This window comes from Roseomonas haemaphysalidis (genome assembly GCF_017355405.1).
Classification (GTDB): Bacteria; Pseudomonadota; Alphaproteobacteria; order Acetobacterales; family Acetobacteraceae; genus Pseudoroseomonas; species Pseudoroseomonas haemaphysalidis.
Genome location: NZ_CP061179.1, coordinates 267355 through 286850 on the forward strand (window position 1 = coordinate 267355; position 19496 = coordinate 286850).

General features: G+C 69.9%; 21 protein-coding genes. 11 read left to right on the forward strand and 10 right to left on the reverse strand.

Annotated features, from left to right (window positions below; all coding sequences use genetic code 11):
- The first annotated feature begins 1 nt into the window (after nt 1).
- Together IAI59_RS20885 and IAI59_RS20890 are read left to right on the forward strand one after the other, a co-directional pair.
- Nucleotides 2–925: a galactosyltransferase-related protein gene (locus IAI59_RS20885; protein WP_207415344.1), complete on the forward strand. Its 924-nt coding sequence runs from the start codon at nt 2–4 to the stop codon at nt 923–925.
- Nucleotides 922–1977: a glycosyltransferase gene (locus IAI59_RS20890; RefSeq protein WP_207415343.1), complete on the forward strand. Its 1056-nt coding sequence runs from the start codon at nt 922–924 to the stop codon at nt 1975–1977. Before IAI59_RS20885 ends, IAI59_RS20890 begins: the two co-directional genes overlap by 4 nt.
- 148 nt (nt 1978–2125) lie before the next feature.
- Here IAI59_RS20890 and IAI59_RS20895 read toward each other — a convergent pair whose 3' ends face one another.
- Genes IAI59_RS20895 through IAI59_RS20915 form a run of 5 tightly spaced genes read right to left on the reverse strand, consistent with a single transcriptional unit; the run spans nt 2126 to nt 7658 of the window.
- Nucleotides 2126–2437: a cytochrome o ubiquinol oxidase subunit IV gene (locus IAI59_RS20895; RefSeq protein WP_207415342.1), complete on the reverse strand. Its 312-nt coding sequence runs from the start codon at nt 2435–2437 to the stop codon at nt 2126–2128.
- Nucleotides 2434–3081: a cytochrome c oxidase subunit 3 gene (locus tag IAI59_RS20900; RefSeq protein ID WP_207415341.1), complete on the reverse strand. Its 648-nt coding sequence runs from the start codon at nt 3079–3081 to the stop codon at nt 2434–2436. Before IAI59_RS20900 ends, IAI59_RS20895 begins: the two co-directional genes overlap by 4 nt.
- Nucleotides 3069–5156, reverse strand: coding sequence for a cbb3-type cytochrome c oxidase subunit I (locus IAI59_RS20905; protein WP_207415340.1), 2088 nt, complete (start codon nt 5154–5156; stop codon nt 3069–3071). The genes IAI59_RS20900 and IAI59_RS20905 overlap by 13 nt, the downstream gene beginning before the upstream one ends.
- Nucleotides 5149–6078 carry a cytochrome ubiquinol oxidase subunit II gene (locus tag IAI59_RS20910; RefSeq protein WP_207415339.1) on the reverse strand — a complete coding sequence of 310 codons (930 nt, stop codon included), beginning with the start codon at nt 6076–6078 and terminating at the stop codon, nt 5149–5151. The genes IAI59_RS20905 and IAI59_RS20910 overlap by 8 nt, the downstream gene beginning before the upstream one ends.
- Complete coding sequence (locus tag IAI59_RS20915; protein ID WP_207443943.1) at nt 6075–7658, reverse strand: GMC oxidoreductase; 1584 nt, start codon at nt 7656–7658, stop codon at nt 6075–6077. Before IAI59_RS20915 ends, IAI59_RS20910 begins: the two co-directional genes overlap by 4 nt.
- Nucleotides 7659–7795: 137 nt before the next feature.
- On the opposite strand from IAI59_RS20915, the gene IAI59_RS20920 reads away from it, so the two are divergent.
- The 4 genes from IAI59_RS20920 to IAI59_RS20935 are packed head-to-tail and all read left to right on the forward strand — an operon-like array spanning nt 7796 to nt 10384.
- Nucleotides 7796–8263 carry a DoxX family protein gene (locus tag IAI59_RS20920; RefSeq protein WP_207415338.1) on the forward strand — a complete coding sequence of 156 codons (468 nt, stop codon included), beginning with the start codon at nt 7796–7798 and terminating at the stop codon, nt 8261–8263.
- Nucleotides 8260–8706 carry a cupin domain-containing protein gene (locus IAI59_RS20925; protein ID WP_207415337.1) on the forward strand — a complete coding sequence of 149 codons (447 nt, stop codon included), beginning with the start codon at nt 8260–8262 and terminating at the stop codon, nt 8704–8706. Before IAI59_RS20920 ends, IAI59_RS20925 begins: the two co-directional genes overlap by 4 nt.
- Nucleotides 8707–8711: 5 nt before the next feature.
- On the forward strand, nt 8712–9626 hold the full coding sequence (locus IAI59_RS20930) for an SMP-30/gluconolactonase/LRE family protein (protein ID WP_207415336.1): 915 nt from the start codon (nt 8712–8714) through the stop codon (nt 9624–9626).
- Nucleotides 9623–10384, forward strand: coding sequence for a VOC family protein (locus IAI59_RS20935; RefSeq protein WP_207415335.1), 762 nt, complete (start codon nt 9623–9625; stop codon nt 10382–10384). Before IAI59_RS20930 ends, IAI59_RS20935 begins: the two co-directional genes overlap by 4 nt.
- Nucleotides 10385–10454: 70 nt before the next feature.
- Here the strand turns inward: IAI59_RS20935 and IAI59_RS20940 are convergent, their stop codons facing one another.
- Nucleotides 10455–11126, reverse strand: coding sequence for a uracil-DNA glycosylase (locus IAI59_RS20940; protein ID WP_207415334.1), 672 nt, complete (start codon nt 11124–11126; stop codon nt 10455–10457).
- A 158-nt stretch (nt 11127–11284) separates the two neighbouring features.
- Here IAI59_RS20940 and IAI59_RS20945 point away from each other — a divergent pair, with 158 nt between their 5' ends.
- From IAI59_RS20945 to IAI59_RS20965, 5 genes are all read left to right on the forward strand, one after another.
- The gene (locus tag IAI59_RS20945; protein ID WP_207415333.1) at nt 11285–11947 is read left to right on the forward strand and encodes a hypothetical protein; all 663 of its coding nucleotides are present in this window, start codon (nt 11285–11287) and stop codon (nt 11945–11947) included.
- A gap of 1 nt (nt 11948) precedes the next feature.
- A complete protein-coding gene (locus tag IAI59_RS20950; RefSeq protein WP_207443945.1) occupies nt 11949–12551 on the forward strand; it encodes an RES family NAD+ phosphorylase in 603 nt (200 codons plus the stop codon).
- Between the two features lie 64 nt (nt 12552–12615).
- The gene (locus IAI59_RS20955; RefSeq protein WP_207415332.1) at nt 12616–13473 is read left to right on the forward strand and encodes an AraC family transcriptional regulator; all 858 of its coding nucleotides are present in this window, start codon (nt 12616–12618) and stop codon (nt 13471–13473) included.
- A gap of 35 nt (nt 13474–13508) precedes the next feature.
- Complete coding sequence (locus IAI59_RS20960) at nt 13509–13919, forward strand: DUF2000 domain-containing protein (RefSeq protein WP_207415331.1); 411 nt, start codon at nt 13509–13511, stop codon at nt 13917–13919.
- Between the two features lie 52 nt (nt 13920–13971).
- A complete protein-coding gene (locus tag IAI59_RS20965) occupies nt 13972–14376 on the forward strand; it encodes a DUF6525 family protein (protein ID WP_207415330.1) in 405 nt (134 codons plus the stop codon).
- Here the strand turns inward: IAI59_RS20965 and IAI59_RS20970 are convergent.
- Genes IAI59_RS20970 through IAI59_RS20985 form a run of 4 tightly spaced genes read right to left on the reverse strand, consistent with a single transcriptional unit; the run spans nt 14373 to nt 19495 of the window.
- Nucleotides 14373–15743 carry an NAD(P)H-dependent oxidoreductase gene (locus IAI59_RS20970; protein WP_207415329.1) on the reverse strand — a complete coding sequence of 457 codons (1371 nt, stop codon included), beginning with the start codon at nt 15741–15743 and terminating at the stop codon, nt 14373–14375. The two genes, IAI59_RS20965 and IAI59_RS20970, sit on opposite strands and share 4 nt — an antisense overlap.
- A 10-nt stretch (nt 15744–15753) precedes the next feature.
- Complete coding sequence (locus IAI59_RS20975) at nt 15754–17499, reverse strand: IlvD/Edd family dehydratase (RefSeq protein ID WP_207415328.1); 1746 nt, start codon at nt 17497–17499, stop codon at nt 15754–15756.
- Complete coding sequence (locus IAI59_RS20980; RefSeq protein ID WP_207415327.1) at nt 17496–19013, reverse strand: tripartite tricarboxylate transporter permease; 1518 nt, start codon at nt 19011–19013, stop codon at nt 17496–17498. The genes IAI59_RS20975 and IAI59_RS20980 overlap by 4 nt, the downstream gene beginning before the upstream one ends.
- Nucleotides 19013–19495: a tripartite tricarboxylate transporter TctB family protein gene (locus IAI59_RS20985; protein WP_207415326.1), complete on the reverse strand. Its 483-nt coding sequence runs from the start codon at nt 19493–19495 to the stop codon at nt 19013–19015. Before IAI59_RS20985 ends, IAI59_RS20980 begins: the two co-directional genes overlap by 1 nt.
- Nucleotide 19496 lies beyond the last annotated feature (1 nt).

Here is a 19496-nt window from a genome sequence, read left to right on the forward strand (position 1 = left end):
CATGCACAGCGTTTCGATCGTGACCCTGGCCGGCGGACGGCCGGAGCACCTCTGCAACCTCGTGCTCGGCATCGCGCAACAAAGCCAGCTTCCGGTCGAGCTGATCGTGGGCGTGATGCAGGATGCGCCCTACGTGCTGCCGGACGCGCCCTTTCCCATCCGCCAGATGCCCGTGGAGGGTGGCACGCTGCCGTTGGCCGCCGCGCGCAACGCCGCCGCCCGCGCGGCGACCGGCGACGTGCTGGTTTTTCTGGACATGGACTGCATCCCGGCGCCCGGGCTGGTGGCCGACTACGCGGCGGCCCTGCAGGAACTGGACGGGCTGCTGATGGGCGAGGTGATGTACCTGCCCGGCGGTGCCACGGCGGGCGGCCTGGACTTCGACGGCTTCGCCCGGGTCGCCGTGCGCCATTCCGACCGGCGCGGCCCGCCGCCCCAGGGCATCGAGCGCTGCGAGGACTACCGCTGCTTCTGGTCGCTGAACTTCGCCATGCGGCGCGACCGGTTCCTGGCCACCGGCGGCTTCGACGAGCGCTACGCCGGCTATGGTGGCGAGGACACGGATTTCGGCAAGGGGCTGGATGGCCTGGGCGTGCCCATCGCATGGCTGAAGGGTGGCCTCGCCTACCATCAGTACCACCCGCACCACATGCCGCCGGTGCACCACCTGGACAGCGTCGTTCGCAACGCGCAGCTGTTCGAAACCAAGTGGGGCTACCGGACCATGGGGCACTGGCTGCATGCCTTCCGCCTGATGGGGCTGATCGACGACGCGCCGGGCCGGCCCATCCGCATCCTGCGCCGCCCGGGGCCGGATGACCTGGCACTGACCGGTCAGCAAAGTGACCAGCCCTACGCCAATACCGCCCGCGTGATCCGCCTGCTGGAACAGCGCCAGGCCGCCGCGGCGCCGATCTCGGCGTGAGGATCGCCATTCTGGCGCATGTCCGCCAGCCGATCGCCGAACCGTTCATGGGCGGCATGGAGGCCCATAGCTGGAACCTCGCCGCCGGGCTGCGCGCGCGCGGGCACGAGGTGGTGCTGTTCGCCAGCGGCGACAGCGACGCGCGCTTCACCCTCGACCCCGTACTGCACGAGCACTACGAGCGGACCTTCCCCTGGGCCGAGCACAAGGGCAGCGCGCCGTTGATCGCGCATGTGGATGCCGGCTACGCGGGCGCCTGCGAGCGCATCGTGGCCGGCGACTTCGACGTGGTGCACAACAACAGCCTGCACCGCTTTCCGCTGCGGCTGGCCGCCGACCACGGCGTGCCCACCGTGACATCCCTGCACGTGCCGCCATTCGACGCACTGCACTGGTTCGTCAAGGCCAGCGACGCCCCGCGGCACCGGCTGACGGTCACCTCGGCCAGCCAGTTGCACGCCTGGTGGCCGGATGGCGCGCCGGCCGGCGCCGGGATCCTGCACAACGGCATTGACATCGCCGCCTGGCCGTTCACGCCGCAGGGCGATGGCAGCCTGGCATGGAGCGGCCGCATCACGGCCAACAAGGGCACGCACCTCGCGGTGCAGGCGGCGCGGCGGGCCGGGCTTTCGCTGACGCTGTACGGCGCGATCGAGGAGCAATCCTACTGGGAAGCCGAGGTCGCGCCGTGGCTCGGCGAGCGCATCCGCTACGGCGGCCATCTCGGCGGCACGGAGCTGGCGGAGGCGATGGGACGGGCCTCGGCCTTTCTGTTCACGCCGTGCTGGGACGAGCCCTTCGGGCTGGTGGCCGCCGAGGCCATGGCCTGCGGCCTGCCGGTGGCCAGCACGGACATGGGCGCGGCGCGCGAGGTGATCGCCGAAGCCGGTGTATTCGTGCCCCCCGGCGACGTGGCGGCCCTGGCCGACGCCCTGCCTGCGGCCCTGGCCATTCCCCGCCACGTGCCCCACGCGCGGGCATCCGGCATGTTCGCCCGCGACCTTTGGCTCGACCGGTGCGAAGCGCTGTACGATGAGGTCGTCGCCGCCTAGGTGATGCGCCGCGCCGTCCGCGCTGCCGCCTGCGCGCCGCCCGGTCCAGAAGGCCACCGGGAGGCGCGCGGGCCGTGACCGCGTTGCGCACAGCCTGAGCCTATCCAGAAACACCTGATGCGGCGAGCCGCAGCCGGCAGGGCGAAGGCTACATCATCCGGTGGTGCAGGTTGAACAGCACCACCAGCGTGCCGCCGACCATCAGCAGAATGATCAGCGAGGAAAACAGCAGGAGCAGCAGGTCGGGGCGGGCGTTCCGCTTCAGGTCGATGTGCAGGAAGCATCGGAAATGCACCAGCATCTGCACCAGACCGAGGCCAAGCACCGTGAAAAAAGCGGCCCGGCCTGACATCCACTGCAACCAGACCAGGGCAAAGGCCGCGCAGGTCAGCATCAGGGCCAGCAGATAGCCGGTGACGTAGAGCAGCGTCTCCGTCCGCTCCAGGCGCGGCGACGTCATGGCGTGCCCCCCGGCGGGATCAGCGCCTGCAGGTAGACGACGGAAAAGATCGCGATCCAGACGATGTCGAGGAAGTGCCAGAACAGTGACAGCCGCACCAGGTTGACCTTCACCTTCTCGTCCTTTCCCAGCAGAGCGAGCTGAGCCAGCATCACCAGCAACCAGACGATGCCGGCGGCGACGTGCAGGCCGTGCATGCCCACCAGAACATGGAACGCCGACAGAAACCCGCTGCGGCCGGCCGTCGCGCCATCCGCCGCCATGCCCACGAAGTCATTCACCTCCATCGCCATGAAGGCCAGTCCGAGGGCAAGCGTTGCCAGCAGCCACAGCACCAGCCGGCGGGATCGGTGGTCGCGCTTCAGCGCGATGGACGCCATGCCGAAGGTGAAGGAGGAGGTGAGCAGGATCAGCGTTTCCGCGAAGGCCGGACCGATCTTGGCCACGTCCGCGGCACCGGGCCCGCCCGCGGTGGCACCCAGCATCGTGCCGTAGATGGCGAACAGCAGCGCGAAGACCACCGCGTCGCTCATCAGGAAGATCCAGAACCCGAAGACGTCGCTTTCCGCGTGCTGGCTGGTGTCGCGCGGGTCGTTGGCGAGGTTCAGGCCGACATGGCGGCGTTCCGCCCCTAGGACATCCATTTGGCGAGCCCCCGGTTCTGCGTCGTTGTTTCGAGCTGGCGCGGCACCGGGTGGGCGGCCGCGGCGCGGGCCAGCCAGCGCCGGTCCACCGCCTCGACCTCCGCGGCTGGAATGATGCGCGTCACGTCGCGCATGAAGGAGCGCAAGATGACGACGGCCAGCACGGCGGCCCCGAACAGCGCGGCCATCCACCAGATGCGCCACACCAGCCCGAAGCAGCAGGTGGCCGCGGCGATGCCGATCAACACGCCGCAGGCGCTGGGCTTCGGCATCTCGATGTCGTGGTAATGGTCGGCCGGGCGGTAGGCCCCGTGGTTGCGCTTGCGCCAGTAGAAGGGGTCGAGGTTGCCGACCTGCGGGATGGTGGCGAAGTTCCATTCCGGCGGCGGTGCGGATACCGACCATTCCAGGCCGCGCGCGTCCCAGGGGTCGCCCACCGGCACGGCATAGGCATGGCGGCGGCGGATCGAAACGACCAGCTGCACGAACAGCGACATCAGGCCGGCGAGCAGCAGCAGCGCGCCCAGTAGGGCGGCGAACAGCCAGGGGCGGAAGGCGGGGTCGAACACCTGCTGCGTGCGCCGCGCCATGCCGGCCGCGCCCAGCACGTAGAGCGGGAAGAAGGCCAGGTAGAAGCCGCCGATCCAGCAGCCGGCGCTGATCCAGCCCCAACGCTCGTCCAGGCGGAAGCCGAAGGCCTTGGGAAACCAGAACATGTAGCCGGCGAGCATGCCGTACAGCAGGCCGGGGATCAGCATGTTGTGGAAATGCGCCACCAGGAACACCGTGTTGTGCACCATGAAATCCAGCGGCGGCGTGGCCAGGATGATGCCGGTGAAGCCACCGATCACAAAGGTCATCATGAAGGCGATCGACAGCACCATGGGCGGCGTGAAGCGGACCTCGCCACGGAACATGGTCCAGATCCAGTCATAGATCTTGACGCCCGTGGGCACGCCGATGGTCATGGTGGCGATGCCGAAAGCGGCGTTGACGCTGGCGCTCTGCCCCATGGTGAAGAAGTGGTGCAGCCACACGGTGAAGGACAGCACCGCGATGGCCATGGTCGCCAGCACCAGCGACTTGTAGCCGTAGAGTTCCTTGGAGGAGAAGGCGGAGATGACCTCGGAATATACGCCAAAGGCCGGCAGGATCAGGATGTAGACCTCCGGGTGGCCGAACAGCCAGAACAGGTTGACGTAGTTCATCATGTTGCCACCGAGATCGTCGGTGAAGAAGTGCATGCCCATGTATCGGTCGGCGGCGAGCAGCAGGGTGGCGACCGTCAGCGGCGGCATGGCGAAGATCATCAGGATGGCGGTGCAGAGCGAGGTCCAGCAGAACATCGGCATCCGCAGGAAGTGCAGGCCCGGCGCGCGGAACTTATAGATGGTGCAGGCGACGTTGATGCCCACCGTCATGGAGCCCAGCGAGGACAGCGTCACCGCCCAGATCCAGTAGTCCGGCCCCGGCCCGCCGCTGTAGGCCAGCTCGGTATAAGGCGGATAGCCGCTCCAGCCGCCGGTGGAGAACGCACCCACCACCAGGGACACCATCATCAGCCCCGCCCCCCCCGCCGTGAGCCAGAAGCCCACCGAGTTGAGGTAAGGAAAGGCCATGTCGCGCGAGCCGATCTGCAATGGCATCACGTAGTTGATCAGGCCGGTGAGGAACGGCATTGCCATGAAGAAGATCATGATGGAGCCGTGCGTGCTGAACAGCTGCGCGAAATGCTCTGGCTGCACGATGCCCGGTGCATTGACCGCCATGGACTGATGCACGCGCATCAGCACCGCCTCGATCAGCGCCCGCAGCAGCATCACCCCGGCCAGGGCGACGTACATGATGCCGATCTTCTTGTGGTCCAGGCTGGTGAACCATTCGGTCCACAGGTACCGCCAGGCCCGCAGCCAGGTGATCACCACGATAGCCCCGGCGGCGCCGAGGATCACGGCGGCCCCGGCGCCGGCGCCGATGATCTCGCTCAGGCTCGGGTCCTGCCAGGCACGGACAAAGGGCAGCGCCCCCCAGCTCAGCTTGCCGAACAGGATCTGCCAGATGTCGGTGTCAGTCATGGTGTTGGGGCATGTCCTGGTGGGTGTCCATCGGCAAGGGGCGGGGCGGCAGGCGCTGCAGGTCCAGCGCGTGGCCGCTGGGCTGCTCCAGCGACAGGACGCGGTCAAACAATCCAGGTTCCACCGCCCCGAACAGCAGCGGGCGCGGCAGCACGGAACGTCGCGACAAGCCCTGGTATGCCGCCGCGTCCAGCCGCCCAGGCTGCGCCCGTGCCTCGGCCAGCCAGCGCGCGAAGCCCTCGCGGTCCAGCGACGCGACCTCGAACTTCTGCTGCTGGAAGCCCGCGCCGTTGAACTGCGTGTTCTCACCGCGGAAGCTGCCGGGCATGTCGGCCGCGAAGTTGAGCTGCGTGCGCATGCCGGCCATGGCGTAGATCTGACCCGCCAGCCGGGGCATCATCAGCGACTGCATCACCGTGGCGCTGGTCAGGTCGAGGTGGACGGGCTGGCCGGCCGGGATGACCAGCCGGTTCACGCTGGCCACTCCCTGCTCGGGATAGATGAAGATCCATTTCCAGTCCGCCGCGATGGCCTGCACCGTGATGGCCTCGCCCGGCAGTGGCTTGTAGGGGTCCAGCCGGTGCGTGCTGCGCCACAGGAACACCGACAGCACGATCACGATCAGCACCGGCGGGATCCAGATGAAGCCTTCCAGCGGCCAGCTGAACCCCCATTGCGGCCGGTAGGCGTTGTGGGTGTTGGACAGGCGGTAGTGCCAGGCGATCAGCGGCACCAGCAGCAGCACCGGCACCACCACGAACAGCATGATCAGGCAGACCAGGACGAATTCGTCGCGGATGGCCGAGGCGATCGGGCCCGCGGGCGACAGGAAGCCCCGGTCCAGCACATCACAGCCGCCCAGCAGCAGCGCCGTGGCCAGCGCGCCGCAACACCGCCCGGCGCGGGCGGAGCGCCCCGTCATGCCCAGCGGCCGGCGATGACGTCGGCCACCCGCAAGGCGTTGGCGATGATGGTCAGCGTCGGGTTCACGGCGCCGATGGACGGAAAGAAGCTGGCATCCGTCACGTAAAGGTTGTCGATGCCGTGGGCCTTGCAATCCAGGTCCAGCACGGATGCCGCCGGGTCCTCGCCGAAGACCAGGGTGCCGGACTGGTGGGCAGTGCCACCGATCGGCGTGTTCTTGCCCAGGTACAGGGTGCGGTTGAACAGGTGGGGGTGGATGTCGGTCTTGTCGCAGATCTGCCGCAGGGTTTCGCGCAGCAGGTGATGCGCCTGCATATTGGTGGGCGTCAGGTCCAGATGCACCTGCCCGTCGCGGTAGAAGATACGGTTTTCCTGGCGCGGCAGGTCTTCCGACGTCAGCCAGAAGTCGATCGAATGTTCCGCGATCCAGCCGAAGGGCTTTTCCGGCAGCCATTGCAGGAAGCTTGGCAGCCCCTCCGCCTCGATCTGCGTGCCGTCCGACTTGCCGACCATCTGGATATGGCCGAGCGGAAAGTCATGCGGGTTGGCGGGGCTGCGGTCATGCGCGTGGTAGAAGTCGTTCAGCCCCAGCGTCTTCTGGAATTCAGTCGGATTGGGGGCGCGGGAGATGGCCAGCACGGTCGCGTTGTTGTGCCGCATGTAGTTGCGCCCCACCTGCCCCGAGCGGTTGGCCAGCCCGTCCGGATGCGCATCGGTGGCCGAGCGCAGAAACAGCAGGGCCGAGGACAGCGCGCCGCAGGCCACCACCACCAGGTCGCCCTGGATCACGTGCCGCTGCCCGTCCACCACGGTTTCCACCCCCGTCACGGTCCGCCCGGCCGGGTCGGTCAGCAGGCGTTCCACATAGGCTTTGCGCAGCAGCGTCAGGTTCGGATGTTGCTTCAGGGCAGGGTCGACGCAGATGATCTGCGCGTCGGCCTTGCCGTTGGTCAGGCTGGGGTAGCCATCGAACGGGTCGCAGCGCAGCAGGGGGGAATGCGGCGTGGCCGCGCCCGTTTCGTCCTGCTCCATCAGCCCGCCGATCGGCAGGTGGAACGGGTGCAGCCCCTCGCCGGCCAGGTCGTCCGCCAGTTGCTGGATGCGCGGCTCGTGGCGGATGGGGGGGTGGGCGTAGCCGCGCGGGGCGGGCGGCTCCGTGGGGTCCTCGCCGCGCTGGCCACGCACTTGGAACAGTTCCTCGGCCGCTTGGTAATACGGCTCGAAGGTGTCGTACTTGACCGGCCATTCCGGGGATACGCCATTCGGGTGGCGCACCGCGCCAAAATCCTCCTGCCGCAGCCGGAACAGCGCGGCGCCATAGACCTTGGAATTGCCACCCACGAAGTAGTGCAGCCCCGGATGGAAGTGGTCGCCGGAGGAGGAGGCCCAGGTTTCGGGCGCCTGATAGCGGCCCTCGGCGAACACCGCGCGGGTGTCCCAGTTTTCCCGCTCGCGCTTCAGGTAGTCGCCACGCTCGATCAGCAGGATGCGCTTGCCGCTTTGCGCCAGCTTCCAGGCCATGGTGCCGCCGCCCGGGCCAGAGCCGACGATCACCACGTCGTAGCGTTCCTGGATCATGGCCGCGCCCCCGGTTTCATCGCTGCAAGAATGCCCGTGACCGCCCCGGCGTTCCATTCTGAAGTGTTTGTCACGTGCGGAACCCGGCACCGCGGCGCGGCATTGTGAAAGCGAACCGTACCGGCAGCGCCCGTCCCATGAGCCTCGATGACCTCGCCGTCCTTTTGTCGCGCTGCGCCCTGGTGCTGCTGTTTCTGCCGTTCAGCGCACTGGACAAGCTGCTGAACTTCCGTGGCGCCGTGACGCAGGCCAAGCAGGCGGTGGCCATGCCCGCCCTGGCGGGGGCGATGGTGCTGCTCGGCCTGGCGACGGAAGTGCTGTGCTCTCTGTCGCTGCTGACCGGCGTGGCCGACCGGCTCGGTGCGGTGGTGCTGGCCGGCTACTGCGCCGTCACCGCGCTGCTGTTCAAGCGCTTCTGGGCGGCGCCGGATTTCCGCCTGCGCGGGCCCAGCCAGGGGCGGGACGTGTTCTGGGACTTCCTCAAGAACATCGCCCTGGCGGGCGCTCTGGTGGCCCTGGCGCTCAGCGGCGGCGTGGGGCTGCGAGGGCTGCTGGCCGACCCGCTGTCCTCCACCCATCCCTACCAGCACCGGACCCTGCCATGAGCGATCCCAGCCCCACCGTGCCCTACTGGCACCTCTACACCGACGCGGACGGCGTCAGCCGGCATCGGCGTTGCCACATGACGGAGTTCGAGCTGAAGTCCATGCAGCCCCCGGCGGCACCGCAATGGCAGGGCCGCAAGCACCATGACGGCATGACCGTGATGGTGACGGTGCAGCCGGTGGGGTGGCAGGGCGCGTGGCATGAGAACCCATCCCCGCAATGGATCATCCCGCTGTCCGGCCGCTGGTTCGTGGAAGCGATGGATGGCAGCCGCGTGGAAATGGGCCCGGGCGAGATTTCCTTCGGCGAGGACCAGGGTTGCCGGGAACGGGATGGCCGCAAGGGCCACCTGTCCGGCACGGTGGGCGACGCGCCGGCGGTCCTGATGGTGGTGCAGTTCGACAGCCGCCGGGATGCCACCACCCCCTGCCGCTTCGGCTAGCCGCCATGGCCGAGCCCGGCTTCCTGCCGCACGACCCGCGCTTCCGGAAGCTGGTGCTGGACAACGCGCCGGTGGAAAAGCTGGCCGAAGGGTTCCGCTGGGTGGAGGGGCTGGTGTGGATGGGCGACTGGAACGCCCTCCTGTTCCAGGACCTGCCGCGTGACCGCACCATGCTGTGGAGCGAGGCCACCGGCCTTTCGGTGTGGCGCCAGCCCTCCGGCAAGGCCAACGGCCAGGCACGCGACCGGCAGGGCCGGATCGTGCTGTGCAGCAACCTGGCACGCGCGGTGCAGCGGGTGGAGCATGACGGCAGCCTGACCACCCTGGCCGACCGCTTCGAGGGTCATCGGCTGAATTCGCCCAACGACGTGGTGGTGCGCTCCGACGGCAGCATCTGGTTCACCGACCCGGTCTATGGCATCGCGAACGACTACGAGGGCCTGCGGCAGCCCAGCGAGCTGCGCCCGGCCGTGTACCGCCTGCCGGCGGAAGGTGGCCCGCTGGTCAGGGTGTCGGACGCCTTTGATGGCCCGAACGGCCTCGCCTTCTCGCCCGACGAGCGGCTGCTTTACGTCGCCGAAACGGGTGACCAGACGCGGCTTGACCCGGTGCAGGTGCTGCGGGTGCTGCCTTTGTCGGCCAATGGCGCGGTGTGCGGCCCGCTCCGGGATTTCCACAAGGTCGACCCCGGCTACACGGATGGCATGGCGGTGGACGAGGACGGGAACATTTGGTCCAGCGCCGCCGACGGCGTGCATTGCATCGCCCCCGATGGCACGCTGCTGGGGCGCATCCTGCTGCCGGCGCGGGTGTCCAACCTGTGCTTCGGCGGCGGGCCGCAACGCAACCGGCTGTTCATCGGCGCCTCGCATGCGCTGTACGCGGTGTTCCTGAACCGGCGGGGCGCCACGTGGCCGTGAGCATCGCCGCCGTTCTGCTGCGTTGCCCGGACCCGCAGGCCACGGCGGCGTTCTATGCCCGCGCCTTCGGCTGCGGACTCACGGAAGGGCCGGCGTTGCGGCTGGGCAGCCAGCGGCTGCTGCTCCGCCCGGCGGCGGGCACGGCGCGCCGCGACTTCGCGGGCTTCGAGGCGGGCTTTCAGCATTGCGCCATCGTGGTGCCGGACATGGCGTCGGCGATGCGCCACCTGGTTACCGTTCCTGGCTGGACCGCGATCTCCCGCCATGGGCCGGAGCGGCTGCCCCTTTCATCCGGCGGCGCCACGGCCTTCAAGTTCCGCGACCCGGACGGGCATCCGCTGGAGCTGCTGCAATTCCCGCCGGACGCCGTGCCCCCGGCCTGGCGGGGTGCAACGGCCCTGTTCGCGGGCATCGACCATTCGGCCATCAGCATCGCCGATACCGCCCGCAGCGTCGCCTTCTACAACACCCTGGGCTTTGTGGCCGACGCCACGCAGCTGAACCATGGCCCGGAACAGGCACGGCTGGACGGGCTGGACGAGGCGGTGGTGGAAGTGACCGCCTTGCGGCCCGGCACCGGCGGCCCGCCGCACCTGGAACTGTTGTGCTACCGCCGGCCGGTGCCGGTGCCCGCCGCCGCCGCGGCGAGCAGTGCGGCGGCCACCGCCGTGCTGCTGCATGGGCAGGAGCAGGCCACGACCGACCCCGATGGACACCGCCTGTGCCCGGCATCCCCGGACCTCGCCGGAAGTGCCTAGCACCCGGCCGTCCTTGATCCGTGGCGCTTACGCGCTCCGAAAGGGGGGGGCAGCGAGCCGCCGAAGGGCATCACTCCCCTGCCCCGTCGGCTGCCAGCAGCGTTTGGGCGCGCCGCAGCACCTCCAGCATGCCGGCGGCGATGGTCGGGTTGGTGTTGACGTAGACCGGGCTGGGATGCGGCATGGTCAGCATGGCCAGCGCCGGGCGGGTGCTGGACAGCAGCGGCGCCGCCCGCGCCGCGACCCGCCCGGCGAGCAGCACCAGCCGCAGCCGTGGCAGGTGGTCGAGCAAGGCCGGCAGTTCCCGCAGGCCGGCCGCCACCTCCGCGGCGCGGGGTGCGCGGTTGCGGGCCCCGGGGGCATGCAGGATGCCGGGCACGGCGTTCCACAGCACCGTGTGCTCGCGTGCGATGCCGGCGGCGGCCAGAAAGCGCCGCAGGTTTCGCCCGGTGCCCGTGGCATTGTCGCGCGACACAAAGCGAAGTTCGTCTGCGCCCGGTGCCGGGCTTTCCAGCAACACCAGCATGCGGGCGCCGGCGCCGCCGTCCAGCGGATCGAAATGCGGCATCCGGGGCCAGCGCGGCAGCAGCGCGGCACGATAGGCTTCCAGGCTGCGCATATGTGGCGCGCCCAGCAAGGCTTCCCGCCCGGCCATCGGCACGGCGGCTGCAGCGTCCGATAGTGGCTCCGGCTGGCCAGGGCTGTTGCTGTGGGAAGCGGTCTTGGAAAGGCGGTGGCCCATGCGAAAGGATGTGGGGCCGGGTCATGTGGGGAAAAGGCATGGGCGCGGGATGCCACAGCCGGTTGACCAGCTTGACGAACTTGACAAACCTGACAGGAATGCCGAGTTTATCATCCATGAAGGACGCCGCGACCCAACCCCAGGCGCTTACCCGGCGCGTGCCCGCCAAGCGGACCGGCGGCCGGCCGCTTGCCCTCAAGGCCGGCGACGACGTGGCGGAGATCCGGGTGCCCCGGGCGCTGTACCGCCATATCGGCAGCATGGGGCAAAGCATCGGGACGGTGATCTCGGGCTTCGCCGATGTCGCGGCCAAGGCGCGGCGGACCGGCCAAACCATCACCATCACTTACAAGATCACCCCGGATGGCGTGGCCGAGGCGGTCGGCGACGCCGCCGCGCCCCCCCCGGATGGGGACCGGCTGGATGCCGCCCTGGCGCGGGCCAGGGCGCGCGGCGCGGTCAAGGCGGCCGAGATCCTGCGGGGCCCCGACATGCTGACGGCCCGCGACTTCGGAGCGCTGATCGGGGCATCGCACGAGACGGTCAACGCCAAGCGGCGGCGGCACGAGCTGCTGGGCCTGGAAGGCACCACCCGCGGCGTGCGGTATCCCGCGTGGCAGGTGACGGATGCCGGCCTGCCGCTGCCCGGCCTGCCGGATGTGTTCGCCCTGCTGGGCGGCCAGCCCTGGGCCGTGTTCCGCTTTCTTCGTACCGCCCATGCGGAGCTCGGCGGCATGACGGCGCTGAACGCCCTGAAGGCCGGGCGCCTCGACGCGGTTCTGCAGGTGGCCCGCAACCAGGCCGGCGGCGCCTTCGCCTAGCATGCTGCCGCCGATTTTGCCGGGCCCGGCGCTGGCCGGGCGCGCCCTTGTGCTGAAAACCATTCCGGCCGGTGCGGTCTGGCGCCGGATGTTCGAAACCCGCTTTCCGGACCCGCTGGGGTGGGGCCATGGCCGGAGCCGGTTCAGCGACCCCACGGGCACAGCCTTCGGCCTGGTGTATCTGGGTGCCACCGCCAAGGTCGCCTTTGTGGAAACCATTCTGCGCGACCGGGCCGACGGCAGGGGCGAGAGCTGCATTGTCGCCATGGCGGAGATCGCCGCGCGGTCGCTGGCGCGCATCCGCCCCACTGTGGCGCTGCGCCTGGTCGACCTCACCGGTGACGGCGGCCTGCGGATGGGCGTGCCGTCGGACGTGGTCGGGGCCAGGGACCAGCGGCTGGCGCAGGCTTGGTCGGCCGCCTTTCATGCCCATGCCGAGCAACCCGACGGCATCTTCTATCCGTCGCGGCTGAACGAGGACCGCTGCATCGCCGTCTACGACCGGGCCGTGCCGAAGCTGCAGGCCGTGGCGTCGGAACCCCTGCTGGATTGCCGCGATGAGCTGGCCACCATCCTGGACGACCTCGGCATCGCCCTCCGCTGATAGCGCTGCCGCCCGCGCTCCGGGCCTCGATCGGGCGGCCCCGCCCGGCCTATGATCTCGGGCGATGACCGCCGATGCCCCCGCTACCCCCGACCACGTCCGGATCGTGCGCGACGACGCGACGGGCGTGGAGGCGGTCGGCGCCCGCTTCGCCGCGCATGCCTATGACCTGCACCGCCATGACGAATGGCTGGTCGGCGTCACCGACCATGGGGTGCAGGATTTTCTGTGCCGCGGCGTGCGGCAACGCAGCACCGCCGGCCGGGTGATCTTGATCGAGCCGGGCGAGGCGCATGACGGGCAGGCCGGCGCGCCGGGCGGCTTCAGCTACCGCATGCTGTATCTTCCCCAGGCGTGGTTGCGGCACGGCCTGGACCACGCCGCGCGTGGCGCACCGGGCTTCGCCGCCTGCCTCCATGACGATCCGGCGCTCGGCGCCGCCATCCGCGCCGCCAGCCTGGCGCTGTTCCAGCCGAACGAGCGGCTGCGGCGCGATGCCGCCATGGACGCCGTGCTGCACCTGTTGCGGCCGCATCTGGGCTTGGCCTCCCGCGCGGCGGCGGCGCGGCGCGACAGCCGCGTGGCGGAGCGCGCGCGGGATTGCCTGCATGCCCTGCTGGCGGAAGACCCCGGCGCGGATGCCCTGGCCCGGGCGGCGGGTGCGGCGGACCGCTTCCACCTGTCCCGCGCGTTTCGCGCCGCCTTCGGCACCTCGCCGCACGCCTACCTGGTGCAGATCCGCCTGCTCAGGGCGCGGCGGCTGCTGGCGCGCGGGGAACGGCCGGCGGCGGCGGCCGCCGCCTGCGGCTTCGCGGACCAGAGCCATCTCGGGCGCCGCTTCCGCCGCGCTTACGGCATCACCCCGGCGGCCTACCGCGCGCTGTGCACGGATGTTCCAGACAGAGCGGCGCAAGGCGGCTGAGATGCCCCCTCAACCCGGGGGGAGGAGCAGCCGGCATGACGTTCGACACCAAGGTGGCGATCCTGGTGCTGCAGGATCTGGCCGTGTGGCAGAAGCTTAATGTCGCGGCATTCCTGGCCACCGGCATCGCCGGCGCCGCGCCGGAAGCCATGGGCGAGCCCTACGAGGACGCCGCCGGCCGCCGCCACGCCGCCCTTCTGGGCCAGCCCATGCTGATCCTGGCCGCGACGCCCGAGGTGCTGCAGCGCGCCTTTCGCCAGGCCAACGAGCGGGGCCTGACACGCGCCGTCTACGTGCGTGCCATGTTCTCCACCGGGCACGATGCCGCCAACCGCGCGGCCTTCGCGGCCGAGCCGGCCGATGCGCCGGACTTCGTGGGCCTGGCGCTGCGCGGCCCGAAGAAGGATGTGGACAAGGCCACCAAGGGCGCCGCGATGCATCCCTGACGCCGTTTCCCTCCGCGCCACGTCTGGCTACAAGGCCGCCATGGACAACAGCATGGCCGCCAAGCCCCGCAGCAGCCTCAAGGGCGACCCCTACCGGGCCTTCGAGGCCCTGCCGCCCGAGGTGCGCGCGGCACTGCGGGAGGCGCTGGTGGACTGGTGCCCGCTGCGCGCCCGCGAATGGCACCTGCACCTCCTGCGGGACCGGCGGCTGAAGCCGGCGCAGGCGGCATCGTTCCTGGTGCAGACCATCCGTGGGCAGGACCATGCGGAGGTGGCGGCCTTCGCCAAGCTGTGGCCGGCGGGGGCCCCGGCCTACCCGCATCTCGCGGCCGGGGCCACGCTGCAGCGCTATGCCGGGGCGGCGGGCATTCCCGCGCCCTTGCCTGCGCCAGCGGCGCCCATGCCGGTCAAGGCGCGGGGCAAGAAGCCCCCCGCGGGCCGCCGCCGCCGGCGCTAGGACGCCTGTTCCGGCACCGCCACGGTCCGGCGCAGGTTGTGCAGAAAGGAGCCGTCCAGCTCCACCGCGCTTTCCGGGATCAGCTCGCCCGCCCGCACAGGGGCGCTCAGCGGCTTGTTGGCGGCCAGGTAGAAGGGTGCCAGCCCCGTGGCTTCCGCCGCCGGCAGCAGCAAGGCGGTGGTGTCGGTCATCACGTGGTGGTGGCCACCCATGTGCAGCACCTCGCCGGCACGAAAGTCGCGGTCGGCGCGTGCCACCATCACCGCATGGGCGCGCTGCCGGTCGCTGCCGGAGGCTCGGCCATGCGCCACGGCGGACAGCAGCGACAGCGGCGTTTCCAGGCCCATGAAGTGATACGGCAGAAAGATGCAGGCGTGGCGGCCGTCGCGGCTGACCACGTGACCCTTGCCGCGCAGCATCTCCCACACCTTGCTGTCGCCACACTTCACGATCACGAAGACACCGCCGCCGAAGCTCACCTCGTCGGTGCGGCGCAGGCAGTTGAACACATCCACCACGCCGGTGCGGTCCAGGATGCCGCCGTGCTCGCGTGGCACGAAGATGTCCGCCAGCTCGGTGATGCGGCATACCGGGTAGCTCAGCGCGTCGCGGGACGGCAGCAGGCCCGTGGAGTTGGCCACGACGTTCATCTCGCAATAGTCCGGCGTGGCGCTTTGCGGCAGGTCCGCCAGCAGGGCGGAGCGGCGTGCCAGGGTGGCGGCCACGTCATCCCCCAGCCGCCACGCGCCGGCGAGGCCGGGGGCGTGGCAGGTGCGGTCCGTCCAGGTGAGGTCGCCGCTGTCGTGGTCGAACACGAAATCGTATTCGCTGGACTTGCCGGCGGCCACCACCTCGAACCCCAGCAGCCGTGCCCAGGTGACGAGGCCGATCAGGTTGGCGGGCTGGTCGCCCTCCGCCGTGGTGTAGACGACGCCCCGGCGCAGCGCGAGCTGGTTGAGCTGCGGGCCGACCACGGAATCCACCTCCTTGCTCACCATGGCCACGTGCACGCCGCGCCCGATCGCCTCGGCGGCGATGCGCCCGCCGGCTTCCGGCTGGCCGGTGGCTTCCACCAGGATGTCGAGCGGGGTTTGCGCCAGCAGCGCGGCGTCCGCCACCACGGCGATGCCCTCGCCCAGCGCGGCGACCCCGGCCGCGTCATGGCACAGCACGCCGCCGGGGATGCCAAGCTCGTCCAGCAGCCGCAGCACCCGCTGCGGGTCGAGGTCGCACAGCGCGGCGACCCGCAGGTTCGGCACGGCGCCGATCTGCGACAGCAGCGAGCGGCTGAACTCGCCCCCCGCCCCCGTCACCCCCACGCGAAAGCGCCGGTCGCCGAGGTCGCGGAACAGGATATCGAAGTTCATGGGCTGGGCCTCAATGATTGTCCCGCGCCACGGGCGCGCCGCTGCCGCCCACCAGGAAGTCGAGGTCCACGCCCTTGTCCGCCTGCAGCACGTGGTCGACATACATGCGGGTGTAGCCGCGCTCGGCCAGCGGCGTGGGCGGCTTCACCCAGGCGGCCCGGCGGGCGGCCAGCGTGGCGTCGTCCACATGCAGGTGCAGCGAGCGGGCGGCGACATCCAAGGTGATGGTGTCGCCGTTCTCGACCAGCGCCAGGTTGCCGCCGGCCATCGCCTCCGGCGCCACATGCAGCACCACGGTGCCGTAGGCGGTGCCGGACATGCGGGCGTCCGAGATGCGGATCATGTCCCGCACGCCTTCCCGCAGCAGCTTGGGCGGCAATGGCATGTTGCCCACCTCCGCCATGCCGGGATAGCCCTTCGGCCCGCAGTACTTCAGCACCATGATGCTGGTGGCATCGATCTCCAGCGCCTCGTCGTTGATGCGGGCGTGCAGATCTTCGATGCTTTCGAAGACCACGGCCCGGCCGGTGTGCTGCAGCAGGTGCGGCGAGGCGGCGGAGGGCTTGATCACCGCGCCGTCCGGGCACAGGTTGCCGCGCAGGATGGCCATGCCGGCCTGCGGCTTGAACGGCGCGTCGTAGGTATGGATGACGTCGCGGTTCCAGCACTCGGCATCGGCCACGTTCTCGGCCAGGGTGCGGCCATTGGCGGTGCGGGCATCGCCGTGCAGCAGGCCGCGCTCCAGCAGCTCGCGCAGCACCACGGGCAGGCCGCCGGCATAGAAGAAGTCCTCCATCAGGTGCTCGCCGGAGGGCTTCAGGTTGACCAGGCAGTTCACCTCGCTGGCCAGCCGGTCGAAATCGTCCAGCGTCAGCGGCACGCCGAGCCGCCCGGCGATGGCCAGCAGGTGCACCACCGCGTTGGTGGAGCCGCCGATCGCGGCCAGGGTGCGGATGGCGTTCTCGAAGGCCTGCCGCGTCATGATGGAGGACAGGCGCTGGTCTTCCCGCACCATGGCCACGATGCGCCGCCCAGCCAGCCGCGCCAGCTCGTTGCGCCGCGCGTCCACCGCCGGGATGGCGGCGTTGTGCGGCAGGCCGACACCGATCGCCTCCACCACCGAGGCCATGGTGGAGGCCGTCCCCATGGTCATGCAGGAGCCGGCGGAGCGCGACATCGCGCCCTCCGCCTCGTGGAAATCACGCAGACTGATCTCGCCGGCGCGCAGCTGCTCGCTCATGGAGATGGTGTTGGTGCCGGAGCCGATCTTCTGCCCCCGGTAATGCCCGTTCAGCATCGGCCCGCCGGAAACGCCGATGGTCGGCAGGTCCACGCTGGCCGCGCCCATCAGCAGCGCCGGCGTGGTCTTGTCGCAGCCCATCAGCAGCACCACGCCGTCCAGCGGGTTGGCGCGCAGCGCTTCCTCCACGTCCATCGACGCCAGGTTGCGGTACAGCATGGCGCTGGGGCGCATCTGCGTTTCGCCCAGGCTGAGCACCGGGAATTCCAGCGGGTAGCCGCCGGCTTCCAGGATGCCGTAGCGGACATGCTCGGCGATGGTACGGAAGTGCCCGTTGCAGGGCGTCAGCTCCGACCAGGTGTTGCAGATGCCGATGACCGGGCGGCCATCGAACTGGTCGTTCGGCAGCCCGCGGTTGCGCAGCCAGGAGCGGTAGTAGAACCCCATCTTGTCCTGCCGCGCGAACCAGGCGCGCGAGCGCAGCGTGCCCTTCTGGTCGGGGGTCTCGTCGGTCACGGCTTGGATCCTTCGTGGGCAGGCGTGCCGCGGCGCGCCAGCATCAGGCTGACGAGCGGCCACAGCAGGATGGCGATCGCCAGCGTGGACAGCGTGCCGACCAGCGGGTTGGACCACAGCACGCCGAGCGAGCCGTTGGACAGCAGCATGGACTGGCGGAAGGCGTCCTCCGCCTTGTCGCCGATCACCATGGCGAGCACCAGCGGCGCCAACGGGTAGTCCAGCTTCTTCATGACATAGCCCATGGCACCGAAGATCAGCGCCAGCCACAGGTCGAACCCCGCGCCGGCCACCGTATAGGCGCCGACCAGGCAGACCGTGACGATGACCGGCCCGATGATGGAAAACGACACCGACAGCATGGCCGCGAACAGCGGCACCGTGGCCAGCGCCAGCACCACGCCGATGACGTTGCCGAGATACATCGACGCGATCATGCCCCAGACGAAGTCGCGCTGCTCGATAAACAGCATCGGCCCCGGATTCAGCCCCCAGATCATCAGCCCCCCGAGCATCACGGCCGAGGTGGCCGAGCCCGGTATGCCGAGCGAGAGCATCGGCAGCATGGCGGCGGTGCCGGCGGAATGGTCGGCGGTCTCGGGCGCGATCACGCCCTCCGGCTCGCCCTTGCCGAAGTTGGCGCGGTTGCGCGACACGCGCCGCGCGATGCCATAGGACATGAAGGAGGCCGCCGTCGGCCCGCCGGGCGTAATGCCCATCCAGACGCCCACCGCGCTGCCGCGCAGCATCGCCAGCCAGTAGCGCGGCATCTTGCCGATCGTGCGCAGGATCTCACGCGGGTCCAGCTTGCTCTGGGCACCCTTGAACTCGGGCCCTTCCTCGATGGTCAGCAGCAGCTCACCCAGGCCGAACAGCCCGATGACGACGACGAGGAAGGAGATGCCGCGGATCAGGTCCGGGATGTCGAAGGTCAGGCGCAGCGCGCCGGACACCGTGTCCATCCCCATCATGCCGAAGCCGAAGCCGAGGCCGAGCGAGACGATGGTCTTGAGCGGCGAGCCGCCGCCGAAGGCGATGAAAGAGGCGAAGGCCAGGAAATAGACCGCGAAGTATTCCGGCGGCCCGAAGCGCAGCGCGAAGGAGGCGACGGCGCTGGCCAGCAGCGTGATGACAATGATGCCCACGAGGGCGCCAAAACCGGCGGACAGGAAGGCATAGGTCAGCGCCTCGGTCGCCCGCCCCTGGCGCGCCAGCGGGTAGCCGTCAAAGGTGGTGGCGACGGAAGACGGCTCGCCCGGGATGTTGAACAGGATGGACGTGGTCGAGCCGCCGAACAGCGCGCCCCAGTAGAGGCTGGTCAGCAGGATGATGGCCGAGACCGGGTCCATCGAGAAAGTCAGCGGCAAGAGCAGCGTGACGCCGTTGGGCGCCCCCAGCCCCGGCAGCACGCCGACCAGGATGCCCAGCAGCACGCCGGCGACCATCAGCAGGATGTGGTGGAAGGTGAGCGCGACCGAGAAGCCGTGCATCAGGGAGTCGATGTTGGCGAGCATCAGCCGAGCCCCAACATGACTTCAAGCGGACCCTTCAGCAGCGGCACCAGGAACCACTTCTCGAACACCAGGAAGGTGGCGACCGTGACGCCGAGCGCGACGCCGAGCGCGACATGCCACGGCCGCCGCCCCTGAAAGCGGATGACGCCCAGCAGGTAGAGCGCCATGCCGACGTAAAGCCCGAGCCATTGGGAAACGGCGACCAGCGCCACCACGGGCAGCGCGAAGCCCAGCACGCGGCGGGCGCCTGGGCCATCGGCCACCGGCACCTGCCGCAGTGCCGCCCGCCCCCGCCAGGCCTGCATGGCCACGAGCAGCGAGGCGACCATCAGGATCAGCCCGACACGGAAAGGGAAGTAGCCGGCCTGCGGCCCGTCCTCCGCCCAGCCCACCGTCAGGTCCAGCGAGCCGTAAAGGCCGATGGCACCGATCACGAACACGATGGCGGCGAAGATCAGCTCCAGCTGGTGCCGGTTCAGCATC